General features: G+C 75.8%; 16 protein-coding genes, 1 tRNA gene and 1 pseudogene. 6 read left to right on the top strand and 12 right to left on the bottom strand.

From position 1 onward, the window contains the following. The first annotated feature begins 128 nt into the window (after window positions 1–128). On the top strand, window positions 129–326 hold the full coding sequence (locus ACN20G_RS15295; RefSeq protein ID WP_424213330.1) for a hypothetical protein: 198 nt from the start codon (window positions 129–131) through the stop codon (window positions 324–326). 559 nt (window positions 327–885) lie between these two features. Here ACN20G_RS15295 and ACN20G_RS15290 read toward each other — a convergent pair. From ACN20G_RS15290 to ACN20G_RS15270, 5 genes and pseudogenes are all read right to left on the bottom strand, one after another. Continuing rightward, window positions 886–1,296 carry a hypothetical protein gene (locus tag ACN20G_RS15290; RefSeq protein ID WP_424213329.1) on the bottom strand — a complete coding sequence of 137 codons (411 nt, stop codon included), beginning with the start codon at window positions 1,294–1,296 and terminating at the stop codon, window positions 886–888. 308 nt (window positions 1,297–1,604) lie between these two features. Further along, a complete protein-coding gene (locus ACN20G_RS15285; protein ID WP_424213328.1) occupies window positions 1,605–1,775 on the bottom strand; it encodes a hypothetical protein in 171 nt (56 codons plus the stop codon). A 71-nt stretch (window positions 1,776–1,846) separates the two neighbouring features. Then, entirely contained in the window at window positions 1,847–2,734 is an 888-nt protein-coding gene (locus ACN20G_RS15280) for an SDR family oxidoreductase (protein WP_424213327.1), read from the bottom strand. After that, window positions 2,731–3,702, bottom strand: a complete 972-nt coding sequence (locus ACN20G_RS15275; RefSeq protein WP_424213326.1) for an alpha/beta fold hydrolase — start codon at window positions 3,700–3,702, stop codon at window positions 2,731–2,733. Before ACN20G_RS15275 ends, ACN20G_RS15280 begins: the two co-directional genes overlap by 4 nt. A gap of 476 nt (window positions 3,703–4,178) precedes the next feature. After that, window positions 4,179–5,777, bottom strand: a pseudogene (locus tag ACN20G_RS15270) (flavin-containing monooxygenase); the annotation flags it as partial. 816 nt (window positions 5,778–6,593) lie between these two features. On the opposite strand from ACN20G_RS15270, the gene ACN20G_RS15265 reads away from it, so the two are divergent. After that, window positions 6,594–7,331 carry a MerR family transcriptional regulator gene (locus ACN20G_RS15265; protein WP_424215519.1) on the top strand — a complete coding sequence of 246 codons (738 nt, stop codon included), beginning with the start codon at window positions 6,594–6,596 and terminating at the stop codon, window positions 7,329–7,331. 119 nt (window positions 7,332–7,450) lie between these two features. Continuing rightward, window positions 7,451–7,654, top strand: a complete 204-nt coding sequence (locus tag ACN20G_RS15260; protein WP_424213325.1) for a cold-shock protein — start codon at window positions 7,451–7,453, stop codon at window positions 7,652–7,654. A gap of 111 nt (window positions 7,655–7,765) precedes the next feature. Here the strand turns inward: ACN20G_RS15260 and ACN20G_RS15255 are convergent, their stop codons facing one another. Continuing rightward, window positions 7,766–8,569, bottom strand: coding sequence for an exodeoxyribonuclease III (locus tag ACN20G_RS15255; RefSeq protein WP_424213324.1), 804 nt, complete (start codon window positions 8,567–8,569; stop codon window positions 7,766–7,768). Window positions 8,570–8,669: 100 nt separating this feature from the next. On the opposite strand from ACN20G_RS15255, the gene ACN20G_RS15250 reads away from it, so the two are divergent. Further along, complete coding sequence (locus ACN20G_RS15250) at window positions 8,670–9,176, top strand: GNAT family N-acetyltransferase (protein WP_424213323.1); 507 nt, start codon at window positions 8,670–8,672, stop codon at window positions 9,174–9,176. Window positions 9,177–9,223: 47 nt separating this feature from the next. On the opposite strand, the gene ACN20G_RS15245 is transcribed toward ACN20G_RS15250, so the two are convergent. Continuing rightward, window positions 9,224–10,141, bottom strand: coding sequence for a hypothetical protein (locus ACN20G_RS15245; RefSeq protein WP_424213322.1), 918 nt, complete (start codon window positions 10,139–10,141; stop codon window positions 9,224–9,226). Next, window positions 10,138–10,497: a PadR family transcriptional regulator gene (locus ACN20G_RS15240; protein ID WP_424213321.1), complete on the bottom strand. Its 360-nt coding sequence runs from the start codon at window positions 10,495–10,497 to the stop codon at window positions 10,138–10,140. Before ACN20G_RS15240 ends, ACN20G_RS15245 begins: the two co-directional genes overlap by 4 nt. 2,189 nt (window positions 10,498–12,686) lie before the next feature. Here ACN20G_RS15240 and ACN20G_RS15235 point away from each other — a divergent pair. Next, a complete protein-coding gene (locus tag ACN20G_RS15235) occupies window positions 12,687–14,744 on the top strand; it encodes an Imm49 family immunity protein (RefSeq protein WP_424213320.1) in 2,058 nt (685 codons plus the stop codon). Between the two features lie 32 nt (window positions 14,745–14,776). On the opposite strand, the gene ACN20G_RS15230 is transcribed toward ACN20G_RS15235, so the two are convergent. Continuing rightward, window positions 14,777–15,988, bottom strand: coding sequence for a cytochrome P450 (locus ACN20G_RS15230; protein WP_424213319.1), 1,212 nt, complete (start codon window positions 15,986–15,988; stop codon window positions 14,777–14,779). Between the two features lie 164 nt (window positions 15,989–16,152). On the opposite strand from ACN20G_RS15230, the gene ACN20G_RS15225 reads away from it, so the two are divergent. Then, window positions 16,153–17,022: a YwqG family protein gene (locus ACN20G_RS15225; protein ID WP_424213318.1), complete on the top strand. Its 870-nt coding sequence runs from the start codon at window positions 16,153–16,155 to the stop codon at window positions 17,020–17,022. A 27-nt stretch (window positions 17,023–17,049) separates the two neighbouring features. Here ACN20G_RS15225 and ACN20G_RS15220 read toward each other — a convergent pair whose 3' ends face one another. The 3 genes from ACN20G_RS15220 to ACN20G_RS15210 all read right to left on the bottom strand — a co-directional run bounded on the left by ACN20G_RS15220 (window position 17,050) and on the right by ACN20G_RS15210 (window position 19,444). After that, a complete protein-coding gene (locus tag ACN20G_RS15220; protein WP_424213317.1) occupies window positions 17,050–17,565 on the bottom strand; it encodes a hypothetical protein in 516 nt (171 codons plus the stop codon). A gap of 39 nt (window positions 17,566–17,604) precedes the next feature. Continuing rightward, window positions 17,605–19,188 (bottom strand): hypothetical protein, encoded by a 1,584-nt coding sequence (locus tag ACN20G_RS15215; RefSeq protein WP_424213316.1) that lies wholly within the window; start codon window positions 19,186–19,188, stop codon window positions 17,605–17,607. Between the two features lie 182 nt (window positions 19,189–19,370). Beyond that, a tRNA-Ala gene (locus ACN20G_RS15210) sits at window positions 19,371–19,444 on the bottom strand. Between the last annotated feature and the right edge of the window lie 16 nt (window positions 19,445–19,460).

The following is a 19,460-nucleotide window of genomic DNA, read 5'->3' as shown; positions in this document are numbered from 1 at the left end:
GAAGCCCTTTGCAGAATAAGGGAGTTGAACCACAGTCGTCTCAGCAATCGGGAAAGAACTCCGAGAAGGGACGGCCGATGGAAATCGGGGACGTTGTGGTGCTCTCGCGGACGCGGGAACTTCGGATTGTGGCCAGGCTCGCGGATCCGTCGATCGGCGGGGCGTGGTTGCGGTCCGTGTGGTCGGCCGGCGGGGTGGAGACGTGGTACTCCGCCGGGGACTTCCGCGCGGCCACGCGCGAGGAGGAGGAGCGGGCCAGGTTGCTGGCCCAGCCGGTCCGCAACACCCTGGGCCTGCACCGATACCGCCCGGACCCGTCCCGGTGAGCGTCGAGCCGCTGCCCTCGTACGACTATCCGACATGGGCCCCGCAGGGCGCGAAATGCCGGACGTGCGGAAAGCCCATCGCTCCCCACGAACAGGTGATCCGGCATTCTCTGGCCAATGGTTCGCTGTTCAGCTATTCGCACCGAAAGGCGCGCGGAATGTGCGTCCGCACCGCACCCCCGCCGGATTGGCGACCCTTCGTCGGCGAGTACCGGTGAATTTCCCGGACCTCTTGCAACGTTGGCAGTTGGCGGGAATGGCACGGGCTCTCGCGCACGCGCGGGAGCTCGTGGCGTCGCGTACCGGGGCGCCCGACCCGGCGCCCCTCGCACCACCCCCACGCGAGGGTGACGACGTGCACCGCCCACCGACCCCCGACGGCCCTCCGCGATGAGCCGGCCCCCCGGCCGCACCCCGCGCACCGCCCACCCGCCCATCCGCCCGAGCCGGCTCCCTCGCGTTCCCCGTCACCCCGCCCGTGCCGCGTCACGCCGGAGGGGAGGGAGGGGGGACGGGAACGCGACCGGCCACGACCGCCGCCGGGCCGCGGGCGGGCGGGTCAGTGGGGGAGGTCGGCCTCGTGGTCCGCCGCGTCGATCTGGGCGTGGAAGCGCCGGTGGACCCAGTGGCGTTCGCCGAGGAGGTCGACCCGGCCCCATCGTCCCGTGACCGGCCCGAGCCGGGTGCGGCGAGGCATCGTCCCCACCAGGCGGCGCGGAACCGCGCCGCCGGACCACTTCGCGCCGTCCAACACGTGGATGGCGTCCCGCGTGACCACCACGCACCGGTACGAGTTCCGGAACATCGTGAGGCCGGTGAGGTAGGTGACGACGAAGAACCAGAAGTTCGGCGCGCTCTGACACACGAATGCCTGCCGGACCTCGCTGCCGGCCGGCAGGAACGGCATCGCGCGCCGCACCAGATCGGGGCGTGGCTGCGGATCGCTCGGGCCGGGCGCGGCGGCGGTCATGCCGCCTGTCTTCCCCGTCGCCCGTACGGGCACACGCACGCGCACACGCGCACCCGCACGCACGGAGGCGCGGGTCCGACCGGTCCTCCGGTCGGGCCCGCGCCCCTTTGTGCCGTGCGTGCGGTCGGGTCCGGTAGCAGTCGGGCCTTGCCGCGAAACCCCGCCTGTCACGGGGGTGGTGCCTTGTGCGTACTGCTTCGTGATGCGTACTGCTTGTGTTGCGTACTGCTTCTCACTGCGTACTGCTCGTGTTGCGTACTGCTTCTTTCACTGCGTGCTGCGTGGGATCGGACGATGGATCAACGGTCTTACGACACGTCGAACACGTCGCGGGCCCGGTCTGTCCCGGTCTCGCGCGGGGTCGACGCCGCGTCGGGGGTCCGGTCGGCGGCCGGCGTGGTGCCGGTCTCTCGGTCGGCGGCCTCGGCGCGTTCGGCGAGTCGTCTCGCCTTGTCGTGGAACTGGTCCTTCAACGCCATGCGCGACCTCCGTGGAACGCTCGCTGGGAACGGACCCGACCAGCCTCCCACGGAGTCACGAACATCGCATGTCAGACCTTTCGGGCATCCCGTTCGTGTCGGTCGGCGGCCCCGCCCGCGCCCACGAGCCCGGTGGAGACCTCGCCGAGCCGGTGCTCGAAGTGCTTCATCTCCCGCTGCCCGACCGTGCCGATGATCCCCGGCAGCAGCCCCCGCACCGCCTGCATCCCCCGCAGCCAGCCCTGGGCGTAGACGTGCGCGGAGCGGCGTTCGACGCCCGCGACGATCCGGTCCACGGCCGGGCCCAGCGGGTAGGTGCGGTTCGCGGGCCAGGGCAGGCGCTGCCGCAGGTCGCGCATGACGGGGTTCTCGTCGGCGCCGCGCACCATGTCCGTGTCGGTCCAGGACAGGTAGCCGACGCCGACCTTGACGCCCTTGTAGCCGACCTCGGCGCGCAGGCAGTGCGCGAACGCCTCGACCCCCGACTTGGACGCGCAGTAGGCGCTCATCATCGGCGCGGGGGTGATGGCCGCGAGGGAGGCGATCTGGAGCAGGTAGCCGCGGCTCTCGGTGAGCACGGGCAGGAAGGCGCGGGCGGTGACGGCGCTGCCCACGAGGTTGACCTCGATCACCCGTCGCCATGCCTCGGGGTCGGAGTCCACCAGCGGGCCGCCGGCGGCGACGCCCGCGTTGGCGACGACCACGTCCACCTTCCCGAAACGCTCCTTGACCTCGGCGGCCACCCGCGCCATCGCCTCGTGGTCGGTGACGTCGGCGTGCCAGTACGCGCTGTCGGTGTGCAGCCGGCTCGCGACCTCCTTGAGCGCGTCCGGCTCCAGCCCGACCAGGGCGATCTTCGCGCCCCGGGCGGAGAGCTTGCGGGCGAGCAGTTCGCCGACCCCGCGCGCCGCCCCGGTGACGACCGCGACCTGACCTTCGAGGCTCCTGCGAGGGCTCATGCCGTCTTCTCCTTCGTCTCCGTGCGCGGGTTCGGCTGCGGCTGCGGCTGCGGGTTCGGGTGCGGGAGGTGCGTGAGGTGCGGGACGAGGGCCCGGATCTCGGCGGTGACCGCCTCCGGGGCCTCGATGGGGGTCATGTGGCCGACGCCCGTGAGCGCGGTCAGGCCGAGGGAACGCGGGAGGGCGGCGGCGAGGGCGCGGGCGTGGCCGATGGGGGTGAGCCGGTCGGCGGTGCCGGCGAGCACGGCGGTGGGCACGTCGAGCGCGGCGAGGTTGGCGTCGAGGTCGAGGCCGGCCAGCACGTGCGACCAGGAGTACCGCACCTTCGCCGGGCAGGCGTGCACGATCCGGGCGCATGCCTCGACCCGGTCGGGCGCGGCGCCGGGGCCCATGGTGGCGTAGCGGAGCACCTTCTTGCCGAGCGGGGTGACCGGCCCGAGGGGGGCGCGGGCGCCGAGGACCGCCTGGGTCAGGCGGGTGCGGGCGGGGCCGGGGCGCAGCGGGAGCACGGTGGACTCGGCGACGAGCCGGGAGGAGCCGGTGCTGGCGAGGAGGGCGGCGCCGACGTGCCGGACGAAGGCGGGGCGACCGGCGGCGGCCATGATCGTCATGCCGCCCATGGAGTGCCCGGCGACGACGGCGCGTTCCTCGGGGCCGAGGGTGGCGGTGAGGACGGCTTCGAGGTCGTCGGCGAGTTCGGTGGTGCCGTGGCGGGCGCCGGCCGGGCTGCGGCCGTGGCCGCGCTGGTCGTAGACGATCACGCGGTGGTCGCGGGAGAGTTCACGGACCTGGACGGCCCAGAAGGCGGTGGAGCAGGTCCAGCCGTGGGAGAGGACGACGGCGGGCGCGTCCTGGGGCCCGTGCTCCTCGGCGTGCAGGCGGGAGCCGTCGGCGGAGGTGACGACGTGCTCGCGGCGGGGGGCGGGCGGGGCGTAGGGGCCGGCGGTGACGTGCCCGAGCCGGCTCACGCGCCCGCCCCCGTACCGTCGTTCGCGCCGCCGGCGGCGGACGCGGGGCCCTTGCCCTTGGCGCGCCTGGGCGCGGGGTCCAAGTCGCCGGTCGACGTGGGCTTCCGCATGGCGGGGGACGGGGAGTCGCCCGTGTCGGGTGCCGCGCCGGGGGGCGTGCCGGGGGACGTGCCGAGGAGGCGGGCGACGGCCGCCTTGGCGGCGGCGTCGGCCGTACCCGGCGCGATGTGCGCGATCAACGCACCCGCGCTCGGGCTCGGGCTCGGGCTCGGGCTCGCCGTGTCCGCCCCCGCCGACGCGCTCGCGGTCGGAGTCGTGGTTGTCGCCGCGCCCTGGGCGACGGACGCGCTCCGGACCGCCCCCGCGCCCGCCGGCGCCCCCGCGTCCGGGCCCGTGCCCACGCCCGCGCCCGCCGCCGAGCCCGCCGCCGGGCCCGCCGCCGGGCCCGCCGCCGGGCCCGTCGCTGGGCCGGCGCCCCGCGCGGGCGTCGGGCGGGCCGCCCCGCCCGCACCCGCCGTGCCGCGTGCCCCGCCGGCCGAGGCGCCCGCGCCGACCAGGCCGAACGCGGGCCGGTCGCGGTCGCGGATCCGCAGCACCTCGTACTCGGCGAGGTCCACGGTGCGGGTCTCGCGGCGGAACTCGCCGGTGGTGCCCGGCCAGACGGTGGTGTTGCGGCCGGCGGCGTCGAGGTACCAGCTGGTGCAGCCGCCGGTGTTCCACACCGTGCGCTTCATCCGTTCCTGGACCCGCCGGTTCCACTGGTTGACGGCGGAGGGGCGGGCGGCGAGCGCGGACCGGCCGCCGAGCACGGAGAGCTGGCGCAGGTAGTCGGCCATGTAGTTGAGCTGGGACTCGATCATGAGGATCATCGAGCTGTTCCCGAGGCCGGTGTTGGGCCCGATGATCGTCATCCAGTTGGGGAAGCCGGCGGCGGTCGCGCCGCGCAGCGCGGCCATGCCGTCCTTCCAGTGCTCGGCCAGGCTGGTGCCGTCCTCGCCGACGACGCGGTCGGCGATCGGCATGTCCGTGACGTGGAAACCGGTGCCGAAGACGATCACGTCGACCTCGGTCTCGGTGCCGTCGGAGGCCACGAGGGTGGAGCCGCGGACCTCCTTCAGGCCGGAGGCGATCACGTCGACGTTGGGCCGGGCGAGCGCCGGGTAGTACTCGCTGGACAGCAGGATCCGCTTGCAGCCGATCCGGTAGTCCGGGGTGAGCTTGGCGCGCAGCACCGGGTCCTTGATGGCGCGGGCCATGTTGGCCTTGGCCAGGGACTCGATCAGGCCCAGCCGGTCGGGGTGCTTGGTGAACGCGCCGACCTGGAGCTCGCGGATCCCCCACAGCAGGCCGCGCCGCACGGTGCCGGTGACGGGCAGCTTGCGGTGCAGGGCGCGTTCGAAACCGGTGACGGCCCGGTCGGCGCGCGGCATCACCCACGGCGGGGTGCGCTGGAAGAGGGTCAGGCGGGCGGTGTCGGGGGCGATGGCGGGCACGATCTGGATCGCGGAGGCGCCGGTGCCGATCATCGCGACCCGCTTGCCGCGCAGGTCCACGTCGTGCCGCCAGCGCGCCGAGTGGAAGACCTCGCCGGGGAACTCGGACAGGCCCGGGATCTCGGGGAGCTTGGGGTCGGAGAGCGGGCCGGTGGCGGAGACGATCACGTCGGCGACGAGTTCGGCGTCGTCGGCGGTCTCCAGCTCCCAGTACAGTTCGGCCTCGTTCCAGCGGGCCCGCAGCAGTTCGGCGCCCAGCCGCAGGTGGGGGCGCAGGCCGAAGGTGTCGGCGACGTGCTCCAGGTAGGCGCGGATGGCGGGCTGGCCGGAGAACGTGCGCGGCCAGTCGGGGTTGGGCGCGAAGGAGAAGGAGTAGAGGTGCGAGGGGACGTCGCAGGCGCAGCCGGGGTAGCTGTTGTCGCGCCAGGTGCCGCCGACGGAGGTCGCGCGCTCCAGGACGACGAAGTCGGTGATGCCCTCGCGGCGCAGGCGGACGGCCGCGCCGAGGCCGCCGAAGCCGCTGCCGATGACGGCCACCCGGACGTGCTCGCGTCCGTGGGCGTCGAGGCGGGCGCCCCGCACCACCCCGTGTTCGGTGTCGCGCGTGCCGTGCGTGCCGTGCGTCTGGTCCGTGCCGTCCATCCCGCCACCCTCCGCAGTACCCGAAGACCGTGCCAGCAATCACTGGCATGATGGGGAGAGTAGGGCAGTCCCGTACCGGTGGGTAGGGGGCGGGCGGGTAAAGTTACCGGCGGTACGACTCAAGGGGCGGATGTGGCGCAACACCGAACGACCCGAACACCCCCACGGCCCACCCCGGCCCCGAACCCCCCCACGCCCCCACGGCCCGACACCCCCGCCGACGCCCCTGCCGTCCTGGCGACCGAAGCCGAGCGACCCCCGAAACCGGAACCCACCAGAACCCCGGGACCGGAACCCGCCCCGGACCCCGGAGCACGGCCCACCGCGACCGCCGCGCCCACTGCGCCCGCCGCGACCGCCGCGACCGCCACGACGACCGCCGCCGAAGCGAACCCCGCGCCGGCGCCCGGCTCGCCCCCCGGCCCGAAGCCGGGAACCCGGCCCGGAACGGCCCCCGGACCGAAGCCCACGCCGACACCCGCCCCGACCCCCGGAACCCGGACCGAAGCCGCCCCCGGACCGAAGCCCACACCGACACCCGCCCCGACCCCCGGAACCCGGCCCGGAGCGGCCCCCGTAACCCGCTCCAACCCGGCCCCCGGACCCGGTCCCGCAACGCGGCCCGACGCCTCCGGAGCCACCCCCGCCCCGGAAGCCGCCCCCGGCACGGCGGCGCCCGAAGCGAACACCGGGCCGGACCCGGCCGCCGCCGCCGCGCGCGAGTACCGGCCGGAGGAGCTCGCCGAGGCCGCCGGCATCCCGCTGCGCACCCTCCGCTTCTACCGCGAGCGCAAGCTCCTCCCCCCGCCCCGCCGCGCCGGCCGCCTGGCCTGGTACGACGACGGGCACCTCGCCCGGCTGCGCACGATCGCGGCCCTCCTGGAACGCGGCCACACCCTCGGCGGCATCGCCGAGCTGACCGCCGCCTTCGAACGCGGCCGGGACGTGGACCAGCTCGGCGAGCTGCTCGGCATCCGCTACACCGAGGAGACCCCGGTCCGGCTGACCCCCGAGGCCCTCGCCGACCACTTCGCGGGCGAGGTCACCCCCGAGAACCTGGCCGCGGCCCTCGACCTCGGCTACGTGGCCCTGGACGGCGAGGAGATCGTGCACGTCAGCCGCCGGCTGCTCGACGTCTCCGCCGCCCTGGTCCGCGAAGGGGTGCCGCTGGCCGCCGTGATGGGCGCCGGACGTCGGGTCCGCGAGCACGCCGACGCCCTCGCCGCGATCTTCGCCGAACTCGTCGTGACCCACCTCGCGCCCGACGACCGGGACCCCACCGCCGCCGTCGGCCGACTGCGCCCGCTGGCCCGCAGCGTGGTCGAGGCCGAACTCTCGATGGCCCTGGACCGCCTCATGCCGGCCGCGCCCACCGCTGCCACCGCCACCGCCACCGCCGCCACCACCGCCGAACCGGAAGCAGGACCGGAACCCGCCCGAGAGCCAGAAGCGGAACCCGAAACACCCCCCACCCGACCGCCGCACGCCCCCTGAACGCCCCCCGCGCGATCCCGCTCCCCCCGCCTCGTTTCGACCCCGCCGAACGGGAAAGGGATGGAGCGCGCCGCCGGCCGCTCCCGGTCCGGCCACCGTCACGCGAGAGGCAACACGCCATGGCACAGGGCACCGTCAAGTGGTTCAACGGCGAGAAGGGCTTCGGCTTCATCTCCCCCGACGAGGGCGGTGCCGACGTGTTCGTCCACTTCAGCGCCATCTCCGGCACCGGCTTCCGGAACCTGGAGGAGAACCAGCGGGTCGAGTTCGAGATCAGCCAGGGCCAGCGCGGCCCGCAGGCCGGCAACGTCCGCACCCTCTGACCCGCCCCGGCGCCCCGCGCCGCGCGCCGCGCGCCCTTCCGACACCGCGCGCGCACCCCGAGACCGACGGAGCCGGCCCCCGCGCACACCGCGGGGAGCCGGCTCCGGCCGTCACGGCAGCAGGTCGTAGGCGACCGTGACGGGGGCGTGGTCCGACCAGCGCTCGGGGTGGGTCTCGGCGCGCTCCACGAGCCCCTTGACCGCCTTCCCGGCCAGCCCGGGGGTCGCGACCTGGAGGTCGATGCGCCACCCGGCGTCGTTGTCGAAGGCGCGGCCCCGGTAGGACCACCACGAGTACGGGCCCTCCTCCTGCGGGTGCAGGGCGCGCATCACGTCCACGTACCCGGCCTCCTCGTAGACCCGGGTCAGCCACTCCCGTTCCTCGGGCAGGAAGCCCGCGTTCTTGCGGTTGGTCTTCCAGTTCTTCAGGTCGACCTCGGCGTGGCAGATGTTCCAGTCGCCGCAGACCACGACCTCGCGGCCGTCGGCGGCGGCCCGGGCCCGCAGCGCCGTCAGGTGGTCGAGGAACTCGGCCATGAACCGGTACTTCTCGTCCTGCTTGACCGTGCCCGCCTCGCCCGAGGGCAGGTACAGGCTGGCCACGGTCAGGCCCGGCAGGTCGGCCTCCACGTAGCGGCCGGCCACGTCGAACTCCTCGCTGCCGAACCCGATCCGCACCGCGTCCGGCTCCCGGCGGGTCAGCAGCGCCACCCCGGCCCGGCCCTTGGCCACGCTGGGCGCCCACACCGCGTGCCAACCCTCCACCGCGAGCACCTCGGCGGGGATCTGCTTCTCCTCCGCGCGCACCTCCTGGAGGCACACCACGTCGGCGGCCGTCGACTCCAGCCAGGGCACGAAGCCCTTCTTGGCGGCGGCGCGGATGCCGTTGACGTTGGCGGTGGTCACTGTGATCACGTGGAACTCCCTGGCAGCGCGAAACGGCGTCCAGGGTACCGAGAGCGCGCGGGGCCCCCGCCCGCGCCGGTCGCGCGCGGTGCTTTCGTACGATGTTCGGATGTCTCAGGGAACCCAGGGGATCGATCTGCGGATCGTGGCCTACGACCACCCCGACGCCGTCGCCCTCGAAGCCGAGGTGCAGCTCGAATACCAGCGCCGCTACCAGGACGGCGAGGGCGACGCCACCTACCTCGACCCGTCCATGTTCGCCCCGCCGCTCGGCCTCTACCTGCTGGCCTACGACGCCGCCGGCGCCCCCCTGGCCAGCGGCGGCTGGCGGGTCCGGGAGTTCGACGAGGAGGGCTACGCGGACGGGGACGCCGAACTCAAGCGCATGTACGTGGTGCCCGCCGCGCGCGGCCGGGGCCTGGCCCGCCTCGTGCTGGCCGCCCTCGAACGCGACGCCCGCGACGCCGGCCGGCTGCGCATGGTGCTGGAGACCGGCGACCAGCAGCCCGAGGCCATCGCCCTCTACACCTCCGAGGGCTACCTGCCGGCGGAGAAAAAATTCGGCCACTACCGCTTCCACGACTCCAGCCGCTGCATGACCAAGCCCCTGGCCTGACGCACACGGCCGCCGGCCCGGCACTCGCGTGCCGGGCCGGCGTGCGCTCAGGCGCTGTCGGCGGCGCGCCCGCGCAGGGCGTGCACCAGAAGCCCGACGGCGTAGGCGAACGGGAAGGCCACCGCGATCCACAGCAGGTTCTGCCCGACCACCACGAACCCGTAGACCGGGGCGCAGGCCCAGGGAACCGCGGCCAGGAGCACCCCGACCGGCCGGTGGTGCCGTGCGCCCTCCGACGCGACCGCGACGAGGAAGGCCCCGGCCAGCGCGAGCAGGGTGAGGGTCGTCGCGCTGACCACGAGGATCGGTACACCGAGCCGGAACACGATCAGGGGTCCGGCCACGAGCAGGATCAACGCGGCGGTGCGGCGACGGTGGCGTTCCGCGACCGGCGGCAGGTCGGGCGGGCAGCCCAGGACCAGCGCGAGCAGCAGGACCACGTGCAGCAGCCGGGCCGGGAAGCCGCCGGCCGGGTCGGGGTGGACGACCAGGTCCGCGACACTCACCGCGACACCGGCCAAGACCAGCAGCCGGGCCCAGGGCCAGCGCCCCAGGAGGATCGCCGGCCCGCTCAGCGCGAGCAGCACGGACGCCACGAGCTCGACCCGGCCGTTCCCGAAGCGGCCCACGGGGTCGAAGAAGAACGCGCCCGTGGCGATCCACAGGGCCATCAGCGCGGCGTGCCCGGCGGCGACGCCGACCACGTAGGGCGCGGCCGAGGCGAGAGCCCGCCCGGCAGGGTCCGCGGAGGTGACGCGCAACCGCACGCGCACGGCGTACGCCGCGAGGTCGACCGTCTCCCGCACCCGATCCAGCCGCCCGGCCCCCTCCAGAGCCTGGGCGTGCACGGCGGCCATCTCCTCCCCGTGCGCCCGCCGATACCCGGCCGGGAGGATCCGTATCGGCCACGGCACCGAAGCGGTGGCGCGGTGGTCGGCAGCAAGGTCGGTCAGATGGTCGGTCACGCGGTGGCCCCCTTCGGCGCGGACCCGAGGGGCGGGAGCGTGAGACCGAGCCGCCGCTGCGCCTCGATCGCCGTCGCCCGCAGCCGCTCCGCCTCGGCGGTGAGCGCCTCGCGCCCGGCCCGCGTGAGCACGTACGAACGACGCAACCGCCCGTCGACGGTCTCCTCCCCGTGCACCTCGATCAGCCCCTCCCCGAGCAGTCGTTCGAGCGCGCCGTACAACGTCCCGGTCCGCAACCGCACCCGCCCGCCGGACATCTCCAGAACCTCCTGGACGATCGCGTAACCGTGCCGCGGCCGATCGGCGAGCGCGGTGAGCATCAGCAACGTCGGTTCCTGCATCGCACGATCTCTCATGCCGGCCACCATAGGTCACTCACCGACACATGTCACCCACCGACCCATCCACCCCCCACCAAAACCAACCCAAACACCCCCCGCCCCCACCACACAAACGAACAAGCCAAGCCATCCAAGGCAGGGCGGACCGGGGCCGGGGCCGGACCGAAGCCGGGCCAAGGCCGAGGTCGGGGCCGGGACGGGGCGGGGCCAAGGCCGGGGCCGGGCCGAGGTCGAGGCCGTGGCCGGGGCGGGGCCGGGGCCGGGCCGGGGCCGGGCCGGGGCCGGGCCGGGGCCGAGGCGGGGCCGAGGCGGGGCCGGGGCGGGGCCGGGGCGGGGCCGGGTCCGGGTCCGGAGCCGGGCAGGGCCAGCACGGCACGGCAGGGCACGGCAGGGCACGGCAGGGCACGGCAGGGCACGGCAGGGCAGGGCAGGGCACGGCAGGGCAGGGCCGTCGCCCGCCCGCCCCAAAAGGGCGGGCGGAGTGGCGCGTACGGGGCGGACGCACCCTCCAGACCTCAGCCCGTGGGTGGTGTGTCGTGGGCTGATGTGGTGTCGGGTCGTTCCCGTCAGCCCGATCGTCTCGCCTCGTCGGGGACGGCTTCAAGGGCGCTCCCTTCGGTCGCGTCGCTGCGCGATGGCGCTGCGCGCCACCCTTGACCCCGCCCCCGCCGACGCAAGCCAACCGATCTGCCGGCACCGCCCCCAATCCGGAAAGAAACGTGCCGGGCGGAGGGACCGGCCCCGCCCAAGCCCGTCCCCTACCTGCGGGTCAGCCCGTGGAAACGCACCAGGCCCGGCCGCGCTCGGGACGCCCACGCGCCAGACGGCTGGGGCACCTGGAAGCGCACCAGGCCGCCCGCGCCCAAGACGCCCATGCGCCAGACGGCAGAGGCACGTGGAAACGCCCCAGGCCCACCGCGCCCGGGACGCCCACGCGCCAGACGGCCGCTCGACGTGGCGACACGCCGGGCGGTACGCGGCCAGGCCCGCCAGGTGTCGGACGGCCGCCCGTGGCGGCACACCAGCACGGCCTCAGCCGGGCCCGCCAAGTGTCAGACGGCTGCTCGACGTGGCGACACACCCGGCGGTACGCAGCCAGACCCGTCAGGTGTCAGACGGCCGCCGTGGTGGCACACCGGGCCGGCCGCAGCCGAGCCCGCCAGGTGCCAGACGGCTGCCCGACGTGGCGACACGCCGGGCCGGTCGCAGTCCGGCCCGCCAGGCGTCAGACGGCCGGGGCTTGTGGTGCACGACGGGCCCGCACCCGCCCGAGACCGCCCGGTGAGCGCGACGGAGGGCGGGGCGCACGGTCGCAGTTCATGGAACAGACCACCCCAGCCGCCCCCGGACCTGACGCCTGCCGTGGACCAACCCCCACCCCGAGCGAACCGGCGAACGGCCACGGACCCCAGCCCGCCGCCCCCTCCGCCGCCCCTGGGAAAAGCTTTTGACCTACCCGCCGCCGGCAGGCGGCCACACCAGCCACGCAGTCACCCGCAGACGGCGACACACCCCCGCCCCCGCCCCCTCCCCGCCGCCACCAGGAAACGCCTTTGACTTGCCCGCCGCCGCCAGGCGGCCACCCCAACCCCACACCCACCCGCAGACGGCAACGAACCCCCACCCCAGACCCCTCCCCGCCGCCCCTGGGAAAAGCCTTTGACCTACCCGCCGCCGCCAGGCGGCCACCCCGGCCCCACACCACCCGCAGACGGCGACGCACCCCCGTCCCGGCCCCCTCCCCGCCGCCACCGGGAAACGCTGTTGACCTGCCCGCCACCGGCAGGTGGCCACGCCCGCCCCACACCAACCCGCACCCGGCCACGCACGGAACCCGAGGTCCCGCCCCCGCCGGCCCCGCGCCGCCCCTACCGCCACCACCCCACCGCCCCGCCGACCCCGCCGGCCCCCGCCACCACCACCCGGCGACACGCCCGGGGCCCCGTCCCCCGGGGGGTGGCGTACCCCGGGCGGGGGACTGCGCGTCCGGGGGCTTGAGGCGGGTCCGGGGCGCGCCGCAGGCGGTGACGCAGCAGGTCCGCGCGCCGGGCGGACGCGCCGGGGCGTGTGCGCGGCGCGCGCCCCCCGGCGTGTCGGGGGGCCCGGCCGTGGTGTCACCCGTACGCCCCCGGGCGGTCACGGCCCCGGAGGGCCGCCCGCTTCCTATCCTGACGGTTCGAAAGCGGACGCAAAGGGGACTTCCGGTGCGAATCGAGCGCCATCAGGTGGGGGACGCGGCACTGTCGACGGCCGCGCACGGCTTCGCCGAGCGGATCGCCGGCGACGTACACCGCATGCAGCACGACCCCAGCCCGGCCTACGGCTGGCAAATGGTGGCCGAATCCTTTCTGGACTACCTCGGTGCCCGCTCCGTCCAAGACCGTGACCTGCGCGGCCGGGACGCCCAGGTCGCCTTCGAGTCGGCCGCGCAGGCCGCCGTCGGCGCCCTGGAGCTGATCTCCGTGCCCGGCGGCCCCGCGCACGTCTCCATCGACTACACCGGCACCGGTGTCTCCTACGACGGTTGGGACGGTTGGGACGGCGGCGGCGCGCTCGACCTCCCCATCCCCTACGACGCCGTCCCCTACGACGCGGGCCCCTTCGACGACGGCCCCGTCATCCCCGCCGTCCTCCCCCCCGACGCCCCCGCCGCCCCCGCCGCGACCCGCGCCCCCGGCCTGCACACCGTCGGCGCCCCCGCGCCCGCCCCCGGCACCGGGCCCCTCGACGCCCTCGGCGGCGGCGTCCCCGCCACCCACGACTGGCTCGACGCCTTCTGCCTCGCCTTCATCGCCAACCAGAGCGACCGCCGCGCCGCCGCGTTCATCGCCGCCGCCACCCCCCGCGCCGGCCACGAGGACCGCGCCGACATCGCCCTCGTGCACGCCCTCATGGCCTACGCCTTCGGCCACGTCGAACCCGCCGTCCCCGCCGGCGCCACCGCGCTGAGCGCCGCCGGCGGCCTCGGCGGCGTGCCCGCCGGGGTCGGCGGACCCACCGGCCCCGAGGGCGCGCCCCGCCGCACCCCGGCCACCGCCCGCACCGACCACGAGAAGTGCGCCGTCATCGACGCCGTCATCGGCCGGCTCCCCGAGGGCACCGACTGGCCCACCTACCGCGCCGCCCTCACCACCCTGCGCGCCCTCGCCGCCGGCGACCAGGAGGCGTTCGCCGCCGCCCTGCGCGCCCAGCTCCTCCTCCACCGCGAGCTGCACCAGGCATTCGGCGACCCCAAGCCGCACACCCTGCTGCCCCTGGACGCCATCGCGCTGGCCGCCATGGCCCGCCGCTGGAACGGCTGGGCCACCGGCATCGACTCCCCCTACCTGCCGGCCGCCCCCGTCAGCGGCTTCGACCCCGGCCCGCCCCGGGTCCGCGCCTACGGCCGCGACAAGCGCCCCGACGCCCTCACCGCCCTCGCCGCCGGCCCGCTGCGCGTGGCCCGCCCCCCGCACCCGCGCGCCCTGGACGCCGAGGCCCGCGCCGACTGCGCCGAACTCGCCCGCGAGCAGTGGGCCCACCTCGCCGAACCCGCCCCGGTCCGCCCCCTGCACCGGCTCACCGCCCTCATGGACCACCAGGTCCGCCTGTTCCACCTGCACGCCGCCTCCGACTCCAGCGGCGCCGGGACCGGCCCCGGCCCCTCCGGCAACCCGCCCGCCGGCAATCCGCTGGCCGACCCCGAGCTCACCGCGACCGCCGCCCAGGCCGGCGCCGCCGCGTTCCGCCTCGCCCGCACCGCGCCCGGCGACAGCGTCCGCGTCACCGTCGGCCCCCTCGACCTCACCCTCGTCCGCTCCGCCGACGAACCCGTCCCGCACTCCCTGCACTGGCGCCGCGCCGTCGCCCTCGCCCTGCTCACCGGCGACCGCACCGCCCTCGCCGACTGCGTGCTCATGCCGCCCGAGTACTTCTCCCCCGACCCCGAACAGGGCCAGGGCGACCCCTACGCGGCGGCCCTGCACGCCTACCTGCGCGGCGACGACCCCGAACCCGCCACCGACCGCGCCCTGCGCGCCCACGCCGGGTTCCCCTCCCCGCCCGTCCGGCTGCTCTCCCAGCTCGTCACCGGCGACCGCGACGGCTTCACCCTCGCCCTCGCCGACGAACTCGAAGCGCACCGCGACCACTGGTCCGTCGCCGACCGCCCCGCCGACCCCGAGGCCGCCCTCAACCTCGACGTCCTCGGCCTCGTCGCCCACGCCCGCCGCCTGCCCTGGCCCGTGCCCGTGCTCTCCGCCTACCTCCCGCTGTCCCCCTGACGGCGGGCGGGAGGGGGCCCGCGAGCGCCCCGCTACCCGTGCTCCACCACCCGCGCCCACACCGGCCCCGCCGGCCGCACCGTGACCCCGAAGTGCGGCGCGGGCGCCTCCCCCACCGGCACCGGCGTCAGCGCCGGCAGCAGCCGCTCCAACAACACCACCGACTCCCGCACCGCGAACTGCGCCCCCAGACAGGCCCGCGGCCCCAGCCCGAACGGGGCGTACGCCCCCGGCGCGTGCGGCCGCTCGCCCCCGGGCAGGAACCGGCCCGGCCGGAACTCCCCCGGCCGCTCCCACACCCCCGGGTCCCGGTGCGTGAACCAGGGCGCGGACAGCACCACGTCCCCCGCCGACACCCGCCGCCCGTCCGGCAGCACGTCGTCCGCGGCCGCGTGCCGGGGCAGCATCCACACCACCGGGTACAGCCGCAGCGCCTCCGAGACCAGCGCCCGCACCCCCTCGGCCCCCGCCCCCAACGCCGCCTCCCGCTCCCCCGGCGCCCCGTCGAGCAGCAGGAACAGCCAGGTCAGAGTGGTGGCCGTGGTCTCGTACCCGGCGGCCAACAGCGTGATCAGCTCGTCGCGCACCAACTCCGGCGGGTACCCGGCGTCGAGGAGCACGCCGAGCAGCCCGCCCCCCGCCGGCCCGGACCGCGCCCCGGCCACGATCCGGTCCACCGTGGCGTGCATCCGCGCCAGGCCCTCCGACAGATCGGGCGCGGGCACCCCGGGCTCGGGGAACGGCGGCAGCGCCCCGAACACCTCGTCGATCACCCGCAGTTCCCGGTCCGTGTCCGCGTCCAGGCCCGCCGTCGAGCCGGTCGCGGTCCGCCAGATCACGTCCAGCGAGTACGCCCGGGTCTCGTCCGCGAGGTCCACGGGGGTGCCCGCGCGGGCCGCGTCCCGCCACCGCGCCACCACCCGCTGCGCCGCGCCCTCCATCGCCTCCGCGTACCGGCGCACGCCGGGCCCGGTGAAATGCGCCTGGAGGAGCTTGCGCTGACGCCGCCACGGCTCGCCGGCCGCCGTGATCACCCCGTCGCCGAGCAGGGCGCCGAGCCGGTGCGATTTCTTCACGTACACCTCGGGGTTGGCGGCCAGCACGTGCCGCACCCCGGCCGGGTCGGCGACCAGCACGAGGGCCTGCGGGCCCAGCCGCAGCACCCCGTCACCGCCCTCCCGCCCCTCGTGCCACACCCGTTCCAGCCGCCCGATCATGGACGTCTCCCCGGTCCCCACGCTCACGTCAGCCTCCCGGCCATCGACCCACCCCGGACCCACCCGGGCCCGCGATAACCCCCGCGCGAGCATCCTGACACCCCGTCGGCCCCGGGGCCGGCCCGCGTCCCGACGCCGACGGGCCGGGCCCGCCGCACGGATTGTCGGTGCCGGCACGCATGATCGGGGGTATGACGCACGCCTCCGCCGCCGCCCTGCACGCCCTCGCCCGCGCCCACCTCTCCCCCGAGGACGCCGAGACCTGGATCGGGCTCCTCGCCCCCGGCCTGCGGCTCGACAGCGACCCGGAGGCCGAGGGCCCGCTCGTCGGCCGGCTCGGCGGACTGCCCGACCTGCCCGCCGACGTCCCCTGGCCGCACTGGGAGGGGCACGGGCCGCTCTCGTTCGTCGCGACCCTCGACTGCGCGGCCCTCTCCGCCGCCGGCGACACCGGCCTCGCCCTGCCCGCCTCCGGGGCCCTGCTCCTCTTCCACTTCGACGGCCGCGTCGACGACGGCGACGCCTTCGTCGGCCCCGACGAGCCGGAATCCCGCCCCGGCGCGCGGATCCTGCACGTACCCGGCGACGCCGTCACCGCGACCCGTCCCGCCCCCGAAGAGCTGCCGCCCTACCCCGAGGCCCCGCTGCGCGGCGTCCCGGGGCTGACCGCCCTCGGCGGGTACGACCCGCGCGTGCGGGCCGCGTTCGGCCTGCCCCGCGTCATCGGCCGCGACGAGACCCACCCGCTGTACGCGGAGGCGTTCACCGACGCCCTGTACGAGCTCTCCCAGGACGTGCACCGCGTCGGCGGGCACGCGGCGCCGATCCAGAACCCCGTCGAATGGGAGCTCGCGCACGGGCTCCTCGGCCCCGACACCCCCTGGAACGACCCCGCGACCGACGCGGAGGCCGCCGCCTGGGTCCCCCTCGTCCAGATCGACACCGACGACCGGGCCGACATGATGTGGGGCGACGCCGGCGCCCTGTACTGGCTGATCCGCCCCGCCGACCTCGCCGCGGGCCGCTTCGAGGAGGCCGGCTTCACCTGGCAGTGCTGCTGAGCGGCCGGCCGTCCCGCCCCGACCCGCTCAGCGCAGGTCGCCGGTGACCACGTCCGCGCCCCAGGCCGCGAGCCGGTCCGGGAGCGGCCCGGTCCCGTCGAGCACGTAGCGCGCGAACGCGTCCCGTTCGTGGGCCAGCACCGCCGCCTCCCACACGCACGGCGCCAACCCGGCCCGGCCCGGCCGCAGTTCGGCCGGCCGGTCGGCGGGGCCGGTGAACACGGCCAGGTCGGACATGAAGCCCTCGATCCACGTGTGCACGAGCAGGTAGTCCCCGTCCCCGCCCGCGTGCAGGACGAGCACGGACAGGCCCGTCGTACCGCGCGTGGCCCCGCCGGCCAGGTGCCCCTCGGCGGTGCGCAGGGCGGCGCCCACCTCCGCCTCCGACACGCGGCGGCCCGGGGCCTCGATCACGTACGTCTTCACCAGGTGCCCGGCGGCCTCGCGGGTGCCGAGGGCCCGCGCGGCCCGCGCGTGGTGGCCCTCCGCGAGCCCCTGAAGCGCCTTGGCGTCCACGGCGTACGGCAGTTCGTGTTCAGTCATGTACTCATCATCGGCGACGGGGGCGGGGCGGGGCCGGGCTCAGTACTTCTTCACGCCGACGTGGTCCACGACGAAGCGGCGGCCCTTGGGGTCGAGGGCGAAGTGGATCCGCCCGCACTCGCTGTGGGCGACCCCGTCGCGGACCTTCACGTGCGGGAGGGTGTCCCACTGGGCGCCCTCGAACTCGGCGTACCGCTTGCGCTGGTCCTTCTTGAGGGTCTGGTCGCTGGTGGCCACCCGCAGCCCGTGCTCGGTGGAGAACCACTCGTCGAGGTGCGGCATCGGCCCGGTGCTCTCCTCGTACAGGTCGGCGGCGGCCTTGGCCAGCAGGATCAGCTGCTCGCGCATCTCGTCGGGATGGCGGTAGCGGATCGCCTTCCAACTGCGTTCGGCGCCGGGGGTGAACACGACCCGGCCGCCGGAGGCCGCTTCGAGGGCCCGATAGACGGCGCCCGCGTCCCCGTGGTCCAGCGGCGGGATCTCCTGCCAGGGGTCGGCGGGCGGCGGGGCCTGTCCCGTCGCCCGTTCCTGCTCCCACAGCTCGCGCCACCGGGTGGCCTCCTCGCGACTCTGCGCGGCGTCGGCGGCGAGGCCGGCGTACTCGTCGGCGCGCGCGGACTCGGCCAGGGCCAGCTCCTCCCACTGCCCGGCCTCCGCCTCCAACTCCCGCACCCGCCGCTGGAGTTCGGCGTTCGCGGCCTTCAGCCCGCCGAGGTGCCGGGCCTCGGCGAGCCGGGCGTCGGCCCGACGGGCGGCGTCCCGCAGCCCGGCCTGCCGGGCCGAACCCCAGCCCCGATCGGAACCGCGGGCGAGCACGGACAGACCGGCGAGGGTGCGGGTCCACCGTTCGACGACACCGGGATCGGCGAGCTCGGCCCGCGTGAACCGGGGGTGGGCCAGGGTGAGCTGCGGCCACACCAGCAGCGCCCCGCCGTCGGGCACCCGCAACCGGGGCAGGGCCCGCACGAGCTCCTGACCGCCCGCGTAGTTCAGGGCGACCACCCGGGCCAGACCCAGCAGTTGGGAGGAGGCCCGCCGCACCAGGGCGCGCGCGTCCTCGTCCCGGGGGTGCACGAGCAGGGTGGGCAGGGGGCCGGCGGCGGTGAGCGAGGCCACCAGCGCGGGCACGTCCTCACTGCGGCGGACCGCCTCGAACCGGTCGGAGACGGGCCGGCCGAGGGTGTGCAGCCGCAGGTCCTTGTCCCCGCCGACCCGACCGAGCAGATTCGGCCGGTACAGCGGCGGATCCTCGATCGGCGCGAGCCAGCCGCTGGGTATCTCCTGCCCCAGGGCCACCCGCAACACGACGCTGCCGGCGAGGTCGGCGAGGGTGACCTGGGTGAGGAACAGGGCGCCGCTGTCCACGGGATGCGACAGGTGCACGCGCACCGCCCGCGACCCGTCACCCCCCGCGACGGCCCACCGCGCCGACCGCCGCTCCCGCCCGGGCGGCCGGGCCGGCAGCGTGACCTCCCCGGACCGGGTCAACTCCTCGACCGTGGGCCCCAGCCCACTGTTCCCGTCGAGCCAGGAGGCGAGGTGGGCGCGTAACCGACCGGCCACGTCGACCTCGACGCCGGGCGCCGCCGACACGTCGAACTCGACCACGTACAAGGGCTGCATCCCCCCAGCGAAACAAACAAGCCGCCCCCACACCAGCCCACCCGCGCTCGGCGAGCGGGACGCGAGCTCACGACCGCCCCGGAAACCCCACTCGACCCCCACAAACGCCGAGATCCCGTCTCACCTTGCGGTGGGACGGGATCTCAGGACGTTCTCGGGGGCTACCCGGGAACTGTCGTTTGTGGACCTGTGGGGATTTGAACCCCAGACCCCCTCGATGCGAACGAGGTGCGCTACCAGACTGCGCCACAGGCCCTTGCGACGTGTGAAAC

Origin of the sequence: Streptomyces dryopteridis, from assembly GCF_049606955.1 — a bacterium.
Classification (GTDB): domain Bacteria; phylum Actinomycetota; class Actinomycetes; order Streptomycetales; family Streptomycetaceae; genus Streptomyces.
Note: the sequence above shows the minus strand (reverse complement) of the source record. Positions and strands in the feature narration are given on the sequence as shown.

Excerpts from the sequence above, each read along its gene's own strand:
- ACN20G_RS15290 (WP_424213329.1), bottom strand. The coding sequence starts at position 1,296 with ATGACCGCCGCCGCGCCCGGCCCGAGCGATCCGCAGCCACGCCCCGAT.
- ACN20G_RS15285 (WP_424213328.1), bottom strand. The coding sequence starts at position 1,775 with ATGGCGTTGAAGGACCAGTTCCACGACAAGGCGAGACGACTCGCCGAA.
- ACN20G_RS15280 (WP_424213327.1), bottom strand. The coding sequence starts at position 2,734 with ATGAGCCCTCGCAGGAGCCTCGAAGGTCAGGTCGCGGTCGTCACCGGG.
- ACN20G_RS15260 (WP_424213325.1), top strand. The coding sequence starts at position 7,451 with ATGGCACAGGGCACCGTCAAGTGGTTCAACGGCGAGAAGGGCTTCGGC.
- ACN20G_RS15250 (WP_424213323.1), top strand. The coding sequence starts at position 8,670 with ATGTCTCAGGGAACCCAGGGGATCGATCTGCGGATCGTGGCCTACGAC.
- ACN20G_RS15240 (WP_424213321.1), bottom strand. The coding sequence starts at position 10,497 with ATGAGAGATCGTGCGATGCAGGAACCGACGTTGCTGATGCTCACCGCG.
- ACN20G_RS15225 (WP_424213318.1), top strand. The coding sequence starts at position 16,153 with ATGACGCACGCCTCCGCCGCCGCCCTGCACGCCCTCGCCCGCGCCCAC.
- ACN20G_RS15220 (WP_424213317.1), bottom strand. The coding sequence starts at position 17,565 with ATGACTGAACACGAACTGCCGTACGCCGTGGACGCCAAGGCGCTTCAG.
- ACN20G_RS15215 (WP_424213316.1), bottom strand. The coding sequence starts at position 19,188 with ATGCAGCCCTTGTACGTGGTCGAGTTCGACGTGTCGGCGGCGCCCGGC.